Below are 16,040 nucleotides of genomic sequence, written 5' to 3' on the forward strand. Positions count from 1 at the left end.
GGGAAAAGGGCTCTCCTTCGGGAGGGCCCTTTTTCTATCGGTGCGGTAGTTGCCAGGAGGCCCTGTAAGCCGGGTTCTGTCCTGCGAGCGGTATGCTTGCACACCAGCCCCGCAGGGGCAGCCATTCATCTAGGCCATGGATCGCTCCATGGCTCAAGCAGCCAACCCGGGCCTCTCGGGACGAAACGCCCCTGCCTGTTACGGCGCGAGGCCCCTATTTGGCCTTGCTCCGGGTGGGGTTTGCCATGCGGGCGCTGTTGCCAGAACCCCGGTGCGCTCTTGCCGCACCCTTTCACCCTTGCCTGTGCCCTTTAGGGGCCATCGGCGGTATACTCTCTGTGGCACTTTCCCTGGGCTTCGGACCGAAATCCTTCGCCCGGCGGGCGTTACCCGCCACCCTTGTTTCGTGGAGCCCGGACTTTCCTCGGATTTGCACCCGCGGCTGCCCGGACCTCCTGGCGCGCTCCATATAGGAGCGCGCATGGATTTAGGAAAGGTGCGGGTTTATTCGCCCTCGCCACCGATGCCTTCGAGCGATTCGTCGGGCGACAGCAGGTAGCGCCAGACGAGCGCGCCGATCGCCGCGCCAACCAGCGGTGCGACCCAGAACAGCCACAACTGCCCGGTCGCGCCCGTTTCGGCATAGAAGGCTACACCGGTCGAACGCGCCGGATTGACCGACGTGTTGGTCACGGGGATCGAGATCAGGTGGATCAAGGTCAGCGCAAGCCCGATCGCGATCGGGGCGAATCCTCCAGGCACCTTGGCCGAGGTCGATCCGAGGATCACGATGAGGAAGCCGGCCGTCAGCACGATTTCGATCAGCAACGCGGCCTGCATCGAGTACCCACCCGGCGAGAGATCGCCAAAGCCGTTCGAAGCGAAGCCTCCCGGCGACCAGCCGTCCGCGCCCGAAGCGATCAGAAACAGCGTGCCGGCGGCGCAAAAGGCACCGACCAGTTGCGCGGCCCAGTAAGGGGCAAGTTCACCCCATGAAAAGCGCTTGGCCGCCGCCAGCCCCAGCGAAACCGCCGGGTTGAAATGGCCGCCCGAAATCCCGCCGACCGCATAGGCCATCGTGAGGACCGTCAGGCCGAAGGCCAGCGAGACGCCGGCAAAACCGATCCCCAGCTCGGGATAGGCTGCGGCCAATACGGCTGAGCCGCAACCACCGAAAACCAGCCAGAACGTGCCGAAAAACTCGGCGAAAAGCTTACGAAGCATCATTTACCTCCCCACCCACTCGGGCGGAGAGTGCCGTAATTCGTCCGGCACCGAAACAGCGGAATTGTAAATTATCGTGTTACGCCACGGTCGCGGTCGAGCAGGAGCTGGAACAGGATTGCCCTGATCTGACCGTCGATCTGGCCGTCGATCTTCTCGGGTCGCCAGCGTCTCTGGAACGCCTCGACCGCCTTGTGGCCATCGGTGATGTCGTACCCGAACCGCTCGAGCGCGAGGTAGAACGAGCCGTCATTGTCGAATGGATCGCCCAGTTCGAGCTTCTTCGGTATCGGCAGGCACAGTCCGTAATCGGCGAGGCGCTCCCACGGGAACAGCTCACCCGGATCGATCTTGCGCGCCGGGGCCACGTCGGAATGGCCGACCACATTGGCGCGCGGTATATCGTGCGCCTCGACCATCCGCGCCAGCAAGGGGACGAGCGCTTCGAACTGCGCGTCGGAAAACTCGCGATATCCCAGCTCATGGCCCGGGTGATCGAGCTCGATCCCGATGCTCGCGGAATTCACGTCCTTGTGCCCACGCCAGTATGAAACGCCCGCGTGCCAGGCGCGCTTTTCTTCCGGGACGAGGCGGATAACTTCCCCCTCTTCGGTGATGCAGTAGTGTGCGGAAACCTTGGATTCGGGATCGCACATCTTCTCGATGGCGGTCTCTACAGGCTTCATTTCGGTGTAGTGCAGCACGACCATGCTGATCGGCAACGATCGCTCGTTGCAATTGGGCGAGAGCACCTCGCGGTGGACGAGTTCGTCCGCCACCTTAACCGATCATGCCTTCCGGCTGCGGCAACACCGCCCCCAGCACCAGTGCCTTTTCGTCACGCTTGAACTGCAACCCACCACCTGATTCCTCTGCCAATACCGCGATCATATGCGCGGCCGCGGTCCGGCTCGAGAGTTCGCTGGGCGGCAAGTCGCCCTCTATTGCCCGTCCAATATTGTCGTCGAAGGCGATCCGGTCGCCGGTCGCGCGCACCACGATCTCGGCATTCCCGTCGCGCATTTCGGCGCCAATATCGAGCGTGCCGCCACGGATCAGCGCGTCGAGCGCGATATGCGCAAAGTTGAGCATGACCTTGACCGCAGGCTTTGGCAGGTTGGCGGCCTCGATCGCCCAGTTGACGGTGACGCGCTTGTTTTCTGCTACCAGCGCATTGATCACATCGCGCACTTCATCGACCGGGACTGCATCGCCAAATCCGCCCGCTGCGCCGAATGCCAGCCGGAAGAACTTGAGCTTGCCGGTGCTGATACGTGCACTCTGCTCCATCAGTTCGATGCACTTGGCGCGCATTTCCGGATCGCTTTCGCCAGCCAGCAATTCAAGCCCGTTGGAGAGCGCCCCGACAGGCGAAAGCATGTCATGGCACAGCTTCGAACAAAGCAGGCTGGCGAGTTCGGTGGCAGAAGTCTTGGTCATGCTAGGTGAGGCAAATCCAACTGGATGGAACACATGGAACAGGGTTCATAAGAAGAAAAACCGCCCCCCGCCACCCGCCATGTCGAAAGCTGTTGGCGAAGCGCGGCAGAGTGAGTTCATCCCACGTTCCTACGCCGCGACGATTTCGTAGGAAAGTGCCTGGAACCCAGCGGGGTCATCCAGCCAGAACATGACCTCGTTCATGCCGATGATCGCCCAGATGCGGCGATCGCCTGTCGCCATCTCCTGGTCGGTCCGGGAAGGGTGCGGCGCGCTCTCGGGATGCGAGTGATAGTATCCCAGCACTTGAGGCCCGCCCGCGCGCGCAGCGCGATGGACATCGATCAGCGCCTGGGGATCGATCTCGAAATGGGTGTCTGGCGTCGGGTGGACGTTGCGAGCGGGCTGCGCGTGCGTGATCTGCCGCCCTTCTCCATACAGGATCCCGCAGCATTCGTGCGGATGGGCTTGCCGGGCCGCCGCCTTAAGCTGCGCGATCACATCCCTTGTCACCTCGATTTGCATCGCGCATGGCCCTAGCATGGCCGCAGCCGAAGTCATCACCGGTTCGATCCTCGCCCCCGCCCGCCTCGACAAGGCGCTGGCCGACGCGACCGACCTGTCGCGCGCGCGGATCCAGGCGCTTCTGGCCGAAGGTCAGGTGGAAGTAGACGGACGAACGGTCACCAGTGCCAAGACCAAGGTTGCGGGGGGCGCGGCGTTTCGTATCACCGTTCCGCCTGCCACCGAAGCGGAGGCACAGCCGCAGGACATTCCGCTCGAAGTCGTCTTCGAAGACGAACACCTGATCGTCGTCGACAAACCCGCCGGACTGGTCGTCCACCCTGCCGCGGGCAATCCCGACGGAACGCTGGTCAATGCACTGCTCCACCATTGTCAGGGTCAGCTGTCCGGGATCGGGGGCGTTGCCCGACCGGGCATCGTCCACCGGATCGACAAGGACACTTCGGGCCTGCTGGTCGTGGCCAAGAGCGACAAGGCACACGAGGGGCTGGCCCGACAATTCAAGGATCACTCGCTGGAACGCCGCTATCTCGCGGTCTGCGCCGGGCACCCCACTCCAGCCGAAGGGACGATCGAAGAGCGGATCGGACGCAGCGAGACGAATCGCAAGAAAATGGCCGTGCTCGACAAGAATTCCTCGCGCGGGAAACACGCGGTCACGCATTATAAAGTGCTCAAGCGGCTCGATTCGTGCGCCTTGATCGAATGCCGGCTAGAGACCGGTCGGACCCACCAGGTTCGCGTTCACTGCGCATCAATCGGCCATGCGCTATTAGGAGACCCAGTTTATGGCAGGACTCCAGCCAGATTACGGCCCATTCTCAAGGAGTTGGGCTTCGAACGACAGGCCCTTCATGCGGCCACGCTCGGATTCGAGCATCCGGTGACCGGAAAATGGCTCGAATTCGCCTCCGAACTGCCCGCCGACATGCGGGAACTGATCGACGAAACCGCTCGTTGAAATCGATGAAAAGCGCTGCAATCCGCGCAAAATTCGCCTATATGTAACCACGTGGCCCGCACCAACGGATGCCCATCAGGGGTCCTGACCGCAGGGTCGACGCTAGAAAGGTTTGGGAAGTAGTGAGCAACAACAAGAATTTGACGGTCCCCGCGCTGGGCGGAGAGCAGAGCCTCAACCGCTATCTCGCAGAGATCAAGAAGTTCCCCGTGCTGACGGCAGAGCAGGAATACATGCTCGCCAAGCGTTACCAGGAACATGAGGACCCCGAAGCGGCGGCGCAGCTCGTGACCAGCCACCTGCGGCTCGTGGCGAAGATCGCCATGGGATACCGCGGCTATGGCTTGCCCGTCTCCGACCTGATTTCGGAAGGCAATGTCGGCCTGATGCAGGGTGTCAAGAAGTTCGAACCCGATCGCGGCTTCCGCCTAGCGACCTACGCGATGTGGTGGATCAAGGCTTCGATGCAGGAATTCATCCTGCGCAGCTGGTCGCTGGTGAAGATGGGGACCACTGCCGCGCAGAAGAAGCTGTTCTTCAACCTTCGCCGGATGAAGAAGCAGCTCGACGCCTACGAGGACACCGATCTGCACCCCGACGACGTGGCGAAGATCGCCACAGACCTCGGCGTGCCGGAGCAGGAAGTCATCAACATGAACCGGCGCATGATGATGGGCGGCGACGGCTCGCTCAACGTCCCCATGCGCAATGGCGAAGAAGGCTCGGGCGAGTGGATGGACTGGCTGACCGACGATCGTCCCTTGCAGGACGAGACGGTCGCCGAAGCCGAAGAAGCGCAGGTACGGCATGAAATGCTGGCCGAGGCGATGGACAGCCTCAACGAGCGCGAGCGGCACATCCTGACCGAGCGGCGACTGACGGACAATCCGCAGACGCTGGAAGAGCTCAGCCAGGTCTATGACGTGAGCCGCGAACGCATCCGCCAGATCGAAGTGCGCGCCTTCGAGAAGCTGCAGAAGGCGATGCAGCGCATCGCCGGCGAAAGACTGCTGCCGGGCATCGCGTAACAGCGCACCAAATTGGAATTGACGAGGGGCAGCCTGGTGCTGCCCCTTTTCGTTTGTGCCGAGCGCCTATTCGGCGGTGGTCGGGTCGATCACCGACCGCACCTCGCTGATCGAATTGGCCGGGAAACCGGCAGTTTCCGCATGCTGCTGAATCAGTTGGGCATCGGGCGCGCGATAGATGCAGTAGATCTTGTCGTCCGTGACATAGCTGTGGACCCATTGGATCTGCGGCCCAAGGTCGCGCAGCACCGAGCAAGACTGCTGAGACGCGCCCTGCAGTTCGGCCGGGGACAGCGATCCGGCACCGGGCATCTCTCTCTCGATCACGAATTGAGGCATGATTGGTAACTCCCAGAGCGGCCCTGAATGCAGATTAGACCCGCAACCACGCGAAGGATTGTAATTCCGCGTCAGCGCGCTAGGCGCGAAACATGTTCGTCGGTATCGCCCGCTTTCTGGCCAAGCTGATCCTGTGGTTCGTAGGCCTCAGCCTGGTGCTGGTGCTGCTGTTCAAATGGGTGCCGGTGCCGGTCACCGCGACCATGCTGATGGATTCGCACGGTATCACCAAAGATTGGGAGTCGCTCGACAACATCGACCGCAACCTCGTCAGCGCAGTGATCGCGGCGGAAGACGGAAAGTTCTGCGAGCACAACGGCTTCGATGCCGAAGCCATCGCCAAGGCCGCTGCGCAGAATGCACAAGGCGGGCGGATCCGCGGCGGGTCGACCATTACGCAGCAAACCGCCAAGAACGTCTTCCTGTGGCAGGGCGGCGGCTACGTCCGCAAGGGCTTCGAGGCCTGGTTCGCCTTCCTGATCGAACAGATCTGGGGCAAGCGGCGGATCATGGAAGTCTATCTCAACGTGGCCGAGACCGGGATTGGCACCTATGGGGCCGAGGCGGGCGCCCAGCGCTATTTCCAGCACTCCGCTGCGCGACTGAGCACCAGCGAGGCAGCGCGCATGGCAGCAGCGCTTCCCCTGCCCAAGCAGCGCGCGGTCGTCAGCCCGAGCGGCTGGCTCCGCCGCCATGGCAACACGATACAGAGCCGCATGCGCGTGGTGCGCGGCGACCGGCTCGACGCCTGCGTCTACAACTAGCGTCTCATCGCGTCCGTTCGCGCCAAGCTGGCCGGGCACTGCCTCCAAGCAATTCAATGCCTTGCTTCCGCCATGCGCCTGTATAATGTTATCTCATTCGCTTGATAGATATTTTATATCATACTGATTTTGTTGCATTTTTCTTGCATTCTTCAACAGAGGCGCAATATCGAGAGAGCTTAATGGTGCCGGGCGCGGATACCGCGCGACATGCCGCAGGGGACGGATTTGGGTCACGCTCACTCTCAAGCTGAAGGGTCGCACGGCCATCGCCACGCCGATGGGCATGGGCATGGCCACAGCCACGCCCCGGCCGATTTCGGGCGCGCCTTCGCGATCGGGGTGGTGCTAAATACGGCCTTTGTCATCGTCGAGGCGGTTTACGGTTACCTCTCCGGCTCCATGGCGCTCGTCGCGGATGCCGGGCACAATCTCTCGGACGTGCTGGCGCTGTTGCTCGCCTGGGGTGCCAGCGTGGCCGCCAGGAAGCCGGCCAGCGCGCGCTTCACCTATGGCTACAAGAGCTCGACCATCCTTGCCGCACTCGCCAATGCCTTGCTGCTGGCGATCGCCATCGGCGCGATCCTGTACGAGACAGTGCACCGCATGATCGAGCCCGCCCCGGTCGAAGGCATGACGATGGTGATCGTCGCCGGGATCGGGATCCTGATCAACACCGGCACCGCCCTGCTTTTCCTCAAGGGGCGCCACGACGACCTCAATATCCGCGGCGCCTTCCTCCACATGGCGGCCGATGCCCTGGTCTCGGTGGGCGTGGTCGTCGCCGGCATAGCCATCCTGATGACCGGGCAATTGTGGATCGATCCGGTTACCAGCCTGGTGATCGTTGCGGTGATCGCCTGGGGCACCTGGGAGCTGGCCAAGGACAGCATCAAGCTGGGCCTGCTCGCCGTGCCGGACAACATCGACGAAGCCAAGGTCCGCGCGCATCTCGCCGGGCTTAGCGGGGTCGAAGCCGTGCACGACCTGCACATCTGGCCGATGTCGACTACCGAGACCGCGCTGACCGCGCATCTCATCATGCCCGGCGGGCATCCCGGCGACGCTTTCCTCAGCGCACTGGCACATGACCTTGAGCACGACTACGGTATCGGCCATGCCACCATCCAGGTGGAGCAGGAACGCAGTTGTCAATCCGGCTGCTGAGGGTTTGCAAGTGGAACATTCAAGGTGACCGAAACGGTACGCGAGGGAGGCTGCGCCTGCGGCAAAGTGCGCTATCGCGTCCACGGCGAGCCGATCTATGTGAACAATTGTCATTGCCGCCAATGCCAGCAGCAAACCGGGTCGACCTCGGTCGTCAACGCCTTCATCGAGGCGGACCGCTTCGAACTGCTCAAAGGCGAGATTACGAGGAACACGGTCAAAGCCGGCAGCGGCGGGCCCCACACCATCCACCGCTGCACCCAATGCGGAACCGCGATCTACAGCCATTACCCCCGCGTCGGTGATCTCGGGGTCGGCTTCCGGGTCGGCACGCTTGACGAGCCAGCAAGCCTGACGCCCGACGCGGTGATCTTCATCGCCGAGAAGATGCCGTGGGTCGCCTTGCCCCAGGGAATTCCGCATTTCGAGGCTTACTACGATCAGTCGGAAGTCCTTCCGCCCGATCGTTTCGCCCGGATCGACGCCCTGGTAAAGTGCAGGAATGCCGGACAGTAGAGGATGACCGACGACGCCCATAAGGCCCGCGAACGGCTCAAGGCGGATATGGCGCGGCTGGCCGCCGGCGATCGTTCCGCGCTGGAGGATATCTATCGCGCAACCCGGGTGAAGCTTTTCGGTATCTGCCTGCGTATCTTGGGCGATCGAAAGGAGGCCGAGGACGCCTTGCAGGACGTCTATGTCAATCTATGGCAACGTGCCGACCGCTACGATGCCGAGCGCGCGAGCCCCATCAGCTGGCTCGCCACCTTCGCCCGCAATCGCGCGGTCGATCGCTTGCGCCGTGGCAAGGTACGCGGCGGGGCCGTGCCGATCGAGCATGCGGCCGCTCTTGCCGACGAGGCGCCTCTGGCCGAAGAACTCCTTATCGACGCCGAACGCAGCACCCGCATCCATCATTGTATCGAGACGCTCGAGGATAATCAGCGCGAGAATATCAAGGGCGCCTTTTTCGGTGGAAGTACCTATGCCGAGTTGGCCAATGCCGCGGGCGTACCGCTGGGCACGATGAAGAGCTGGATTCGGCGCGGCTTGCTCAAACTCAAGACGTGCCTGGAGGCGGGCGAATGAGCGACACGACCGATCCGACCGAACTGTCCGGCGACGACTTGCTGGCGGCCGAATTCGCGCTCGACTTGCTCGAGGGCGAAGAATTGCTGATGGCGCGCAGCCGGCTGGCCCGAGAACCGGAGCTGGGCGACAAGGTGGCATTCTGGCAGGATCGCCTCGCCCCTCTCATAGACGAGATCGTCGGCGCCGCGCCGGGCGATGAGGTCTGGCAGCGAATCCGCGCAGCGCTGGACGCAGAGGCAAGCCAGGTCGAAACCAGGGTCGTCTCGATCGATCCGCGATTGCGCAAATGGCAGCTAGCGACCTGGATCAGCAGCGCCGCCGCAGTGCTCCTCCTGGCGGTCGTCCTGTGGCCGCAGACTTCCACCGCTCCTCAGCCGGGCGCGGCGACGCCGCAACAGACGCTGGTCGCCTATGTCCCGATCGAGGGAACCCCGCTAGGGATCGACCTCACCTATATTCCGGAAGAGCGTAGCCTGCTCGTCGCCGCTGCCGGCCTCACCCACGATGGCGTCCACGATCACGAGTTGTGGCTCGTGCGTCAGGAAGGGGCCGTGGAATCGCTCGGCGTGGTCACGCCCGGCGAAATCCGCGCGCACAGCGTGCCGGAAGAATTCAGCACGGATATGTCGGACGGCGCACAGCTCGTGCTTACCCGCGAGCCGCTCGGCGGGAAGCCAGAGGGACAGGACGCCGGTCCGGTCGTCGCCGAAGGCCGCCTCACCACCATCTGAAAATAATTCGTCGCGCGTGCATCCGCAGCGCATCGGCTTTCGTAACTCCACTCGCAAGCAGGACGGGGCTTGGTCTGAAAGGAGTTCAAATGCCAAATTCGAACAAGTTCAAAGTCGCAGCCTTTGCCGCAGTTGCCGCAATGGGAACCTTTGCCATCTCGACCGGGACACCGGCCATGGCGAACCATCACGCCGCCAAGGCTGAGAAGGCACAGCCCAACATCGTCGAAGCGGCAATGTCGACTGGCGTGCACGATACGCTGGTGACCGCCGTCAAGGCGGCCGATCTGGTCGACACGCTGTCAGGTCCGGGGCCGTTCACCGTGTTCGCGCCGACCGATGATGCCTTTGCAGCGCTGCCCGATGGGACGGTCGCCGGCCTGCTTGAACCGGAGGCCAAGGACCAACTGACGACGGTCCTGACCTATCATGTCGTATCCGGTCGCGTCCCCTCCGCCGCGCTGAGCCAAGCTATTCGCCGCAGCGGCGGGAGCTACAGCTTCGACACTATTGCCGGTGAAAGCCTGACCGCAAGCTTCGACAGCCACGGGGCGATCGTCATCACCGACGGTTCCGGTCGAACCAGCAAGGTGGCGCAGGCCGATGTGAAGACCACCAATGGAGTGATCCACGTTACCGACGGGGTGTTCCTCCCGGGCTGATTGCAGCGTTCCTCCATGCGTTGCGGGATCTTATTCCCCATATCGGCAGCGCATTCCTGACCCCGTTCGGCGTGTTTGGCATGCCGGGCGGGGTTTCTATCTTAGGGCGAAGTCGACCGCAGCCATCGCATGGAGCGTGGTCGTATCGAACAGGCGTACCCCGCTGTCATCCTCGCCGACCAGCAGCATGATCTCGGTGCAGCCGAGGATCACCCCTTGCGCGCCACGTTCGACCAGGCGCGCGATCACCTCGCGATAGGCAGCGCGCGAGCTATCCTTCACCACGCCAGCGACCAGTTCCTCGTAGATCGCACGATGAACTTCGGCGCGGTCGATTTCCCCGGGGATCAGAACCTCGAGGCCATGTTCGTGTTCGAGCCGCCCGCGATAGAAGTCCTGCTCCATCGTGAAGGCAGTGCCGAGCAGTCCGATACGGGTGATCCCTTGCGCCTTTATCGCCGCCGCGGTGGGATCGGCGATATGGAGAAACGGCAGCTTGCTCGCCTGCTCGATATGATCGCTGAGCTTGTGCATGGTGTTGGTGCAAAGCACGATCACATCCGCCCCGCCCGCTTCGAGGGCGCGCGCACCATCGGCCATCATTGCGCCCAACGCATCCCACTGCCCGTCGTGCTGGAGCCGCTCTACCTCGCCAAAATCGAGGCTGTGCATCAGCACGCGCGCGCTATGCGGCGCACCCAGCCGGTCGCGCACCGCGCGGTTGATGATGGCGTAGTATTGGGCGGAGCTTTCCCAGCTCATCCCGCCGATAAGGCCAATGGTTTTCATGCGATAGCGAATAGCGAGGTTGCGGAATGGCGCAATGCCAGGTCGCGACAAGCGATCCGCATTAACGACCGGGTGAAGCTGTGCGAAGGAGCCAAGCGCGCGGATGTGCCCGCCTGGCGCTCAACGGCGCATCTGATTACGCCGCAGCTTCCTTCTCGCCGCCCTTCTTGCCGTGCATCACTTGCACGGGCGCCTTGCGACCCTCGACCACGTCCTTGTCGATCACGATTTCGCTCACGCCTTCCATATCGGGCAGGTCGAACATCGTGTCGAGCAGGATGCCTTCCACGATCGAGCGCAGTCCGCGCGCGCCGGTCTTGCGGGTAATGGCCCGCTCGGCGATCGCCTGGAGCGCATCGTCGGTGAAGGTCAGTTCGACATCCTCGAGCTCGAACAGCTTGTGATACTGCTTCACCAGCGCGTTCTTCGGTTCCTTGAGGATCGTCACCAGCGCATCGACATCGAGGTCGTGCAGCGTGGCGATCACCGGCAGGCGGCCGACGAACTCGGGGATCAGGCCGAACTTGAGCAGATCTTCCGGCTCGCTCTTTTCGAGCAGCTCGCCGACGCGGCGCTTGTCCGGATCCGCGACATGCGCGCCAAAGCCGATCGAGCGCTTCTGCAAGCGGTCGGCGATAATCTTGTCGAGCCCCGCGAACGCACCGCCGCAGATGAACAGGATGTTGGTCGTGTCGACCTGCAGGAATTCCTGCTGCGGGTGCTTGCGACCGCCCTGCGGCGGGACAGAGGCGGTGGTGCCTTCCATCAGCTTGAGCAGCGCCTGCTGGACGCCCTCGCCCGACACGTCGCGCGTGATCGAGGGATTTTCCGCCTTGCGGGTAATCTTGTCGATCTCGTCGATGTAGACGATGCCGTGCTGCGCCTTCTCGACATTGTAGTCGGACGATTGCAACAGCTTGAGGATGATGTTCTCGACGTCCTCGCCCACGTAACCGGCTTCGGTCAGCGTGGTGGCATCTGCCATGGTGAAGGGCACGTCGAAAGTTCGCGCCAGCGTCTGCGCCAGCAGCGTCTTGCCCGAACCGGTCGGACCGACTAGCAGGATGTTCGACTTCGCCAGTTCGACGTCGTTGCCCTTGCCGCTGTGCTTGAGCCGCTTGTAGTGGTTGTGCACCGCGACCGAGAGCACGCGCTTGGCGCGATCCTGGCCGATCACATAGTCGTTGAGCGTCTGGAAAATATCCATCGGCGTAGGGACTTCGCCTTCCTTGCGGCCGGCGATCCCTGCCTTGGTTTCCTCGCGGATGATGTCATTGCACAGCTCCACGCACTCGTCGCAGATGAACACGGTTGGTCCTGCGATGAGCTTGCGAACTTCATGCTGCGACTTGCCGCAGAAGCTGCAGTAGAGAGTGCTTTTGCTGTCAGTTCCGCTCAATTTGGTCATTTCCTAACGCTTTCGAATCCCCACAGATTCCCGTCCAAGGGGATTCGCCGAGTCTAATTCGGCATGATTATGAATCAATATATAGGTGTAGCTTTTCCGGCTTGCCGCTAGCTGAAGCTGTAGCGTGAACAGCGTCCTAAGAGCCAATTGTCCCATAAGGGGCCGGAAACGCGCGAAAAATTACTCCGGCGCACCGCCCGAACCGCTGTCGTCGCCATCGCTTTCGCTCTCCGGACGGGTCTCGAAAACCTTGTCGACGATGCCGAATTTCATCGCTTCTTCCGCATCAAGGAAGGTGTCGCGGTCCATCGCGCGCTCGATTTCGGTAAGGCTCTGGCCGGAATATTTGACATAAAGATCGTTCATTCGCTGGCGAATCCGCAGGATTTCGCGTGCCTGGATCTCGATGTCGGAAGCCATGCCGCGGGCGCCGCCCGAGGGCTGGTGAACCATGATCCGCGCATTGGGAAGGGCAATGCGCATGCCCGGCTCGCCCGCCGCCAACAGGAAGCTGCCCATCGACGCCGCCTGGCCGACGCAAACGGTCGAGACGCGCGGCTTGATGTACTGCATGGTGTCGTGGATCGCCATGCCGGCGGTCACCACGCCGCCCGGCGAGTTGATGTACATGCTGATCGGCTTCGACGGATTTTCGCTTTCGAGGAACAGCAACTGGGCGACGATCAGCGAAGCCATGTTATCTTCGACCTGGCCCGTCACGAACACGATCCGTTCGCGCAGCAACCGGCTAAAGATGTCGAAGCTGCGTTCGCCGCGGCTGGTCTGCTCGACCACGACGGGCACGAGCGCATCGGTGATCGGCGAAAGAAAGTCACCATTGTCGAAGGGATTCATGAAGGGTCCTTTTTTGCTCAGGCGCTATATCTGGCCTGCCGCGTGTTCGTTCAAGGGTTGATTGGGCGGATATCGTTGCGAACTGGTAAGCGCAACGCTAACTCTGCCGCACACAATGACAAGGAACCCCGGAATGACCCAGCCATTTGCACTTGGACCTGCCTTCGCGGACGAGGACGACGAGGAAGGCAAGCCCTCGAGCATGGCGGCGGCCATGATGACGAAGTTCCTCGAAGCGCGGACCGTGCTGCTGTTCGGCGGGGTCGATCAGAAGCTGGCCGAGCGTGTTTCGATGCAGTTGCTCTATCTCGACCACATCTCGAACGAACCGATCAAGCTGATCGTCAATTCGCCCGGTGGCCATGTCGAATCGGGCGACACGATCCACGACCTGATCTCCTACATCGGCTCCAAGGTCGCCATTATCGGTACCGGCTGGGTGGCGAGCATCGCGACGCATATTTTCCTGAGCGTGCCGCACGAGCGCCGATTCTGCCTGCCCAACACCCGCTTCCTGATCCATCAGCCCTCGGGCGGTGCGGGTGGCAAGGCGTCGGACATCGCGATCCAGGCGCAGGAAATCGTCAAGATGCGGGAGCGGATTGCCCGCAAGATTGCCGATGCGACTGGCCAGCCCTACGAGAAGGTGCTCAAGGATATCGACCGCGACTACTGGCTGAGCACCGACGAGGCCAAGGAATACGGTATCCTGGGAACGGTCATCGAGAACGCGCGCGACGTGAAGTTCTAACCCGACGAAGGGCGACTTGTTCAAACTGGCGGCGCTGATCTTGCCGCTGGTCGGCTGGTAAATGTCGTTCGTCGGCTCGTGACGCCGTTAATCGCCAGCGACGAGCGGACAGTCGAGCCATTCTCCCACCGCCGCCGCGCAGGCGTAACAAGGCGGTATGAAAACAACTGTCATCGCTGGCTGGGCTCGCAGCGTTTCCTACTTCGCAGTGGGGGTGTGCCTCGCAGCATCGGGCCTTGTCGCACCGGCCTACGCTGAAGACGACATGACCGAAGCGGCGACCGAAACCGTGCCGGTCACGGCGGGTGCGCAAGTCTTTGAGCCTGCCTACTTCAGCCAGTTCGCGCCGCGCAGCGCGTTGGACATGGTCGAGCGGATTCCAGGCTTCTCGATCTCTGGCGGCAACGATAACGGGCAGCGCGGACTGGGCCAGGCGAACCAGAACGTCATCGTCAATGGCGAGCGCTTTTCCAGCAAATCGGATTCGCTCGAGGATCAGTTGCGCCGCATTCCTGCGGCCGACGTTGTGCGGATCGAGATCGTCGACGGCAATTCGCTCAATATTCCGGGCCTTACCGGACAAGTGGCCAACGTAATCTACCAGAATAGCGGTGCCTCGGGTCAATTTCGCTGGAACACCGGCTTCCGCCCGCACAACACCGAGGCGCAACTCTACGGGGGCGAGGCCTCGATCACCGGGACCAGCGGCGCACTCGACTTCACTGTCTCGCTTAGTAACGATAACGACCGTTTCGGCGCGGACGGGCCAATCCTGATCACGGATGGCAGCGGCGGCTTGATCGAAGCACAGCGACAGAAGTTCTCAGGCAAGTTCGACAATCCCAAGCTCGCGACGGCTTTCGCGTACGATTTCGGCAACGATGTGCTCGCCAACCTCAACCTCAGCTACGGCCTCGACTACTTCAAGCGCGACGAACCGGAGGTCGGATCCCCGGTTTCGGGTCCGGTCCGTACTCGTGAATCGAAAGTGAGCGAGAACGGACCGCAATATGAAATCGGCGCCGACCTTCAGTTCCCGCTCGGGCCCGGCACGCTTAAGCTGATCGGACTCGAGCGTTTCGAGCGTGACAATTTCACCGCAAGGCTCGTCGATAGTTTCGACGATGGCTCTCCGTCGACCGGCTCGCGATTCAAGCAGACCAACGGGATCGGTGAACGAATCGGAAGGTTCGAATACGGGTGGGGCATGCTGGGCGGCGATTGGCAGTTGTCTGGCGAGGCAGCCTTCAATCGGCTCGACCGTACGTCCTCGCTGTTTACTCTCGATCCGGCTGGCGAGTTCGTCAGGCTCGATTTCCCCCAGGGCAATGGTGGTGTGACCGAGGATCGCTACGAAACCAGCCTCAGCTTTTCGCGCTCGCTGTCTTCCAGCCTCTCGATCCAGGCGATCGGCTCGATGGAATTCTCCAAGATCGAGCAGACCGGCTCGGCCGCCAATTCGCGCAGCTTCAAGCGGCCCAAGGGCTCGTTCGCGGCGACATGGAAACCGGCCGATGGCTTCGACCTCTCGGTCACCGTTGCGCGACGCGTAAGCCAGCTCTCGTTCGGTGATTTTCTCGCCAGCGTGAACTTGAACAATGACAATCAGAACGGCGGCAACAACGAGCTGGTCCCCTATCAGAGCTGGAATCTCGAAGTAGAGGCCAACAAGACGCTTGGCCCGTGGGGTTCGATCAAGCTCGAGGCCAGGCAGGCGTGGTTCGAGGACTTCATCGACTGGTTTCCGCTGCCCAATGGCGGCGAGGCGCGCGGCAACATCGGCGATGCCGATCGCCTCCACCTGGAAGCGAACTTGACGCTCAACATGGATCCACTCGGGTGGAAGGGTGCGCGATTCGATATCCAGGCGGTCAAGCGCTACATGAATGTGACCGATCCCTTCACCGGCGAGGAGCGTGGCTTCTCCTTCGATCAGGAGGGCGCACTCGAGATCGACTTCCGGCACGACATTCCATCAAGCGATTGGGCCTGGGGTGCGCGGCTGAGCCATTTCGATTCCGCGCCCTATGCCCGCCGCTCGGAAGAGGGGCGCGATTGGGAGGGGCCGTTCTTTGGAACGTTGTTCGTCGAACACAAGGATGTGTTCGGGCTGACCGTTCAGGCGCGGGCGGGGAATTTGCTCGGCGCGCGCAACCATTTCCGTCGGACGGTCTATGACGGCCCGCGTCCCGATGCGCCGATCCTGTTCCACGAAGATGCCAATCGCCGCATCGGCCCGATCTTTCGCTTCATCGTCAGCGGGAGTTTCTAGTACTGGCTTGCATTGCTGGAGAGGCGTGGCAG

General features: G+C 62.2%; 18 protein-coding genes and 1 other RNA gene. 10 read left to right on the forward strand and 9 right to left on the reverse strand.

Translation table 11 applies throughout. The features are described from left to right. Positions 1-49: 49 nt before the first annotated feature. The 5 genes from rnpB to P7228_RS03290 all read right to left on the reverse strand — a co-directional run bounded on the left by rnpB (position 50) and on the right by P7228_RS03290 (position 3,189). An RNA gene (gene rnpB / locus P7228_RS03270) (RNase P RNA component class A) lies at positions 50-458 on the reverse strand. 46 nt (positions 459-504) lie between these two features. Next, entirely contained in the window at positions 505-1,224 is a 720-nt protein-coding gene (gene aqpZ / locus P7228_RS03275) for an aquaporin Z (RefSeq protein ID WP_278016795.1), read from the reverse strand. A 71-nt stretch (positions 1,225-1,295) separates the two neighbouring features. After that, positions 1,296-1,934, reverse strand: a complete 639-nt coding sequence (locus tag P7228_RS03280) for an N-acetylmuramoyl-L-alanine amidase (protein WP_430732511.1) — start codon at positions 1,932-1,934, stop codon at positions 1,296-1,298. Between the two features lie 70 nt (positions 1,935-2,004). Then, entirely contained in the window at positions 2,005-2,664 is a 660-nt protein-coding gene (locus P7228_RS03285) for a histidine phosphotransferase family protein (protein ID WP_278016797.1), read from the reverse strand. Between the two features lie 129 nt (positions 2,665-2,793). Continuing rightward, positions 2,794-3,189, reverse strand: coding sequence for a M67 family metallopeptidase (locus P7228_RS03290; protein ID WP_278016798.1), 396 nt, complete (start codon positions 3,187-3,189; stop codon positions 2,794-2,796). A gap of 16 nt (positions 3,190-3,205) precedes the next feature. On the opposite strand from P7228_RS03290, the gene P7228_RS03295 reads away from it, so the two are divergent. Both P7228_RS03295 and rpoH read left to right on the forward strand, forming a co-directional pair. Then, positions 3,206-4,150, forward strand: coding sequence for an RluA family pseudouridine synthase (locus tag P7228_RS03295; RefSeq protein ID WP_278016799.1), 945 nt, complete (start codon positions 3,206-3,208; stop codon positions 4,148-4,150). Positions 4,151-4,218: 68 nt separating this feature from the next. Continuing rightward, a complete protein-coding gene (gene rpoH, locus P7228_RS03300; protein ID WP_278016800.1) occupies positions 4,219-5,178 on the forward strand; it encodes an RNA polymerase sigma factor RpoH in 960 nt (319 codons plus the stop codon). Between the two features lie 66 nt (positions 5,179-5,244). Here rpoH and P7228_RS03305 read toward each other — a convergent pair whose 3' ends face one another. Next, entirely contained in the window at positions 5,245-5,517 is a 273-nt protein-coding gene (locus P7228_RS03305; protein ID WP_278016801.1) for a DUF4242 domain-containing protein, read from the reverse strand. 92 nt (positions 5,518-5,609) lie between these two features. On the opposite strand from P7228_RS03305, the gene mtgA reads away from it, so the two are divergent. The 6 genes from mtgA to P7228_RS03335 all read left to right on the forward strand — a co-directional run bounded on the left by mtgA (position 5,610) and on the right by P7228_RS03335 (position 9,933). After that, on the forward strand, positions 5,610-6,281 hold the full coding sequence (mtgA, locus tag P7228_RS03310; RefSeq protein ID WP_278016802.1) for a monofunctional biosynthetic peptidoglycan transglycosylase: 672 nt from the start codon (positions 5,610-5,612) through the stop codon (positions 6,279-6,281). Positions 6,282-6,491: 210 nt separating this feature from the next. After that, a complete protein-coding gene (locus tag P7228_RS03315) occupies positions 6,492-7,448 on the forward strand; it encodes a cation diffusion facilitator family transporter (protein ID WP_430732495.1) in 957 nt (318 codons plus the stop codon). Positions 7,449-7,472: 24 nt separating this feature from the next. Then, complete coding sequence (locus P7228_RS03320) at positions 7,473-7,964, forward strand: GFA family protein (protein ID WP_278016804.1); 492 nt, start codon at positions 7,473-7,475, stop codon at positions 7,962-7,964. Positions 7,965-7,967: 3 nt separating this feature from the next. Further along, positions 7,968-8,537 carry a sigma-70 family RNA polymerase sigma factor gene (locus P7228_RS03325; protein WP_278016805.1) on the forward strand — a complete coding sequence of 190 codons (570 nt, stop codon included), beginning with the start codon at positions 7,968-7,970 and terminating at the stop codon, positions 8,535-8,537. After that, complete coding sequence (locus P7228_RS03330; RefSeq protein ID WP_278016806.1) at positions 8,534-9,271, forward strand: anti-sigma factor; 738 nt, start codon at positions 8,534-8,536, stop codon at positions 9,269-9,271. Before P7228_RS03325 ends, P7228_RS03330 begins: the two co-directional genes overlap by 4 nt. Before the next feature lie 89 nt (positions 9,272-9,360). Next, complete coding sequence (locus tag P7228_RS03335; protein ID WP_278016807.1) at positions 9,361-9,933, forward strand: fasciclin domain-containing protein; 573 nt, start codon at positions 9,361-9,363, stop codon at positions 9,931-9,933. Positions 9,934-10,029: 96 nt separating this feature from the next. On the opposite strand, the gene P7228_RS03340 is transcribed toward P7228_RS03335, so the two are convergent. The 3 genes from P7228_RS03340 to P7228_RS03350 all read right to left on the reverse strand — a co-directional run bounded on the left by P7228_RS03340 (position 10,030) and on the right by P7228_RS03350 (position 12,985). After that, positions 10,030-10,722, reverse strand: coding sequence for an aspartate/glutamate racemase family protein (locus P7228_RS03340; protein ID WP_278016808.1), 693 nt, complete (start codon positions 10,720-10,722; stop codon positions 10,030-10,032). 136 nt (positions 10,723-10,858) lie between these two features. Then, a complete protein-coding gene (gene clpX, locus P7228_RS03345) occupies positions 10,859-12,130 on the reverse strand; it encodes an ATP-dependent Clp protease ATP-binding subunit ClpX (RefSeq protein WP_278016809.1) in 1,272 nt (423 codons plus the stop codon). 180 nt (positions 12,131-12,310) lie between these two features. Continuing rightward, positions 12,311-12,985, reverse strand: a complete 675-nt coding sequence (locus tag P7228_RS03350; RefSeq protein WP_278016810.1) for an ATP-dependent Clp protease proteolytic subunit — start codon at positions 12,983-12,985, stop codon at positions 12,311-12,313. A gap of 133 nt (positions 12,986-13,118) precedes the next feature. On the opposite strand from P7228_RS03350, the gene P7228_RS03355 reads away from it, so the two are divergent. Continuing rightward, a complete protein-coding gene (locus P7228_RS03355; RefSeq protein ID WP_278016811.1) occupies positions 13,119-13,736 on the forward strand; it encodes an ATP-dependent Clp protease proteolytic subunit in 618 nt (205 codons plus the stop codon). 157 nt (positions 13,737-13,893) lie between these two features. Continuing rightward, the gene (locus tag P7228_RS03360; protein ID WP_278016812.1) at positions 13,894-16,008 is read left to right on the forward strand and encodes a TonB-dependent receptor plug domain-containing protein; all 2,115 of its coding nucleotides are present in this window, start codon (positions 13,894-13,896) and stop codon (positions 16,006-16,008) included. The last annotated feature ends 32 nt before the right edge of the window (positions 16,009-16,040 follow it).

It is taken from the genome of Altererythrobacter sp. CAU 1644, from assembly GCF_029623755.1.
Taxonomy (GTDB): Bacteria; Pseudomonadota; Alphaproteobacteria; order Sphingomonadales; family Sphingomonadaceae; genus Erythrobacter; species Erythrobacter arenosus.

Excerpts from the sequence above, each read along its gene's own strand:
- rpoH (WP_278016800.1), top strand. The coding sequence starts at position 4,219 with ATGCCCATCAGGGGTCCTGACCGCAGGGTCGACGCTAGAAAGGTTTGG.
- P7228_RS03295 (WP_278016799.1), top strand. The coding sequence starts at position 3,206 with ATGGCCGCAGCCGAAGTCATCACCGGTTCGATCCTCGCCCCCGCCCGC.
- P7228_RS03305 (WP_278016801.1), bottom strand. The coding sequence starts at position 5,517 with ATGCCTCAATTCGTGATCGAGAGAGAGATGCCCGGTGCCGGATCGCTG.
- P7228_RS03340 (WP_278016808.1), bottom strand. The coding sequence starts at position 10,722 with ATGAAAACCATTGGCCTTATCGGCGGGATGAGCTGGGAAAGCTCCGCC.
- P7228_RS03325 (WP_278016805.1), top strand. The coding sequence starts at position 7,968 with ATGACCGACGACGCCCATAAGGCCCGCGAACGGCTCAAGGCGGATATG.
- P7228_RS03335 (WP_278016807.1), top strand. The coding sequence starts at position 9,361 with ATGCCAAATTCGAACAAGTTCAAAGTCGCAGCCTTTGCCGCAGTTGCC.
- P7228_RS03330 (WP_278016806.1), top strand. The coding sequence starts at position 8,534 with ATGAGCGACACGACCGATCCGACCGAACTGTCCGGCGACGACTTGCTG.
- clpX (WP_278016809.1), bottom strand. The coding sequence starts at position 12,130 with ATGACCAAATTGAGCGGAACTGACAGCAAAAGCACTCTCTACTGCAGC.
- P7228_RS03350 (WP_278016810.1), bottom strand. The coding sequence starts at position 12,985 with ATGAATCCCTTCGACAATGGTGACTTTCTTTCGCCGATCACCGATGCG.
- P7228_RS03290 (WP_278016798.1), bottom strand. The coding sequence starts at position 3,189 with ATGCAAATCGAGGTGACAAGGGATGTGATCGCGCAGCTTAAGGCGGCG.
- P7228_RS03280 (WP_430732511.1), bottom strand. The coding sequence starts at position 1,934 with ATGGTCGTGCTGCACTACACCGAAATGAAGCCTGTAGAGACCGCCATC.
- P7228_RS03285 (WP_278016797.1), bottom strand. The coding sequence starts at position 2,664 with ATGACCAAGACTTCTGCCACCGAACTCGCCAGCCTGCTTTGTTCGAAG.
- aqpZ (WP_278016795.1), bottom strand. The coding sequence starts at position 1,224 with ATGCTTCGTAAGCTTTTCGCCGAGTTTTTCGGCACGTTCTGGCTGGTT.
- P7228_RS03360 (WP_278016812.1), top strand. The coding sequence starts at position 13,894 with ATGAAAACAACTGTCATCGCTGGCTGGGCTCGCAGCGTTTCCTACTTC.
- P7228_RS03315 (WP_430732495.1), top strand. The coding sequence starts at position 6,492 with ATGCCGCAGGGGACGGATTTGGGTCACGCTCACTCTCAAGCTGAAGGG.
- P7228_RS03355 (WP_278016811.1), top strand. The coding sequence starts at position 13,119 with ATGACCCAGCCATTTGCACTTGGACCTGCCTTCGCGGACGAGGACGAC.
- mtgA (WP_278016802.1), top strand. The coding sequence starts at position 5,610 with ATGTTCGTCGGTATCGCCCGCTTTCTGGCCAAGCTGATCCTGTGGTTC.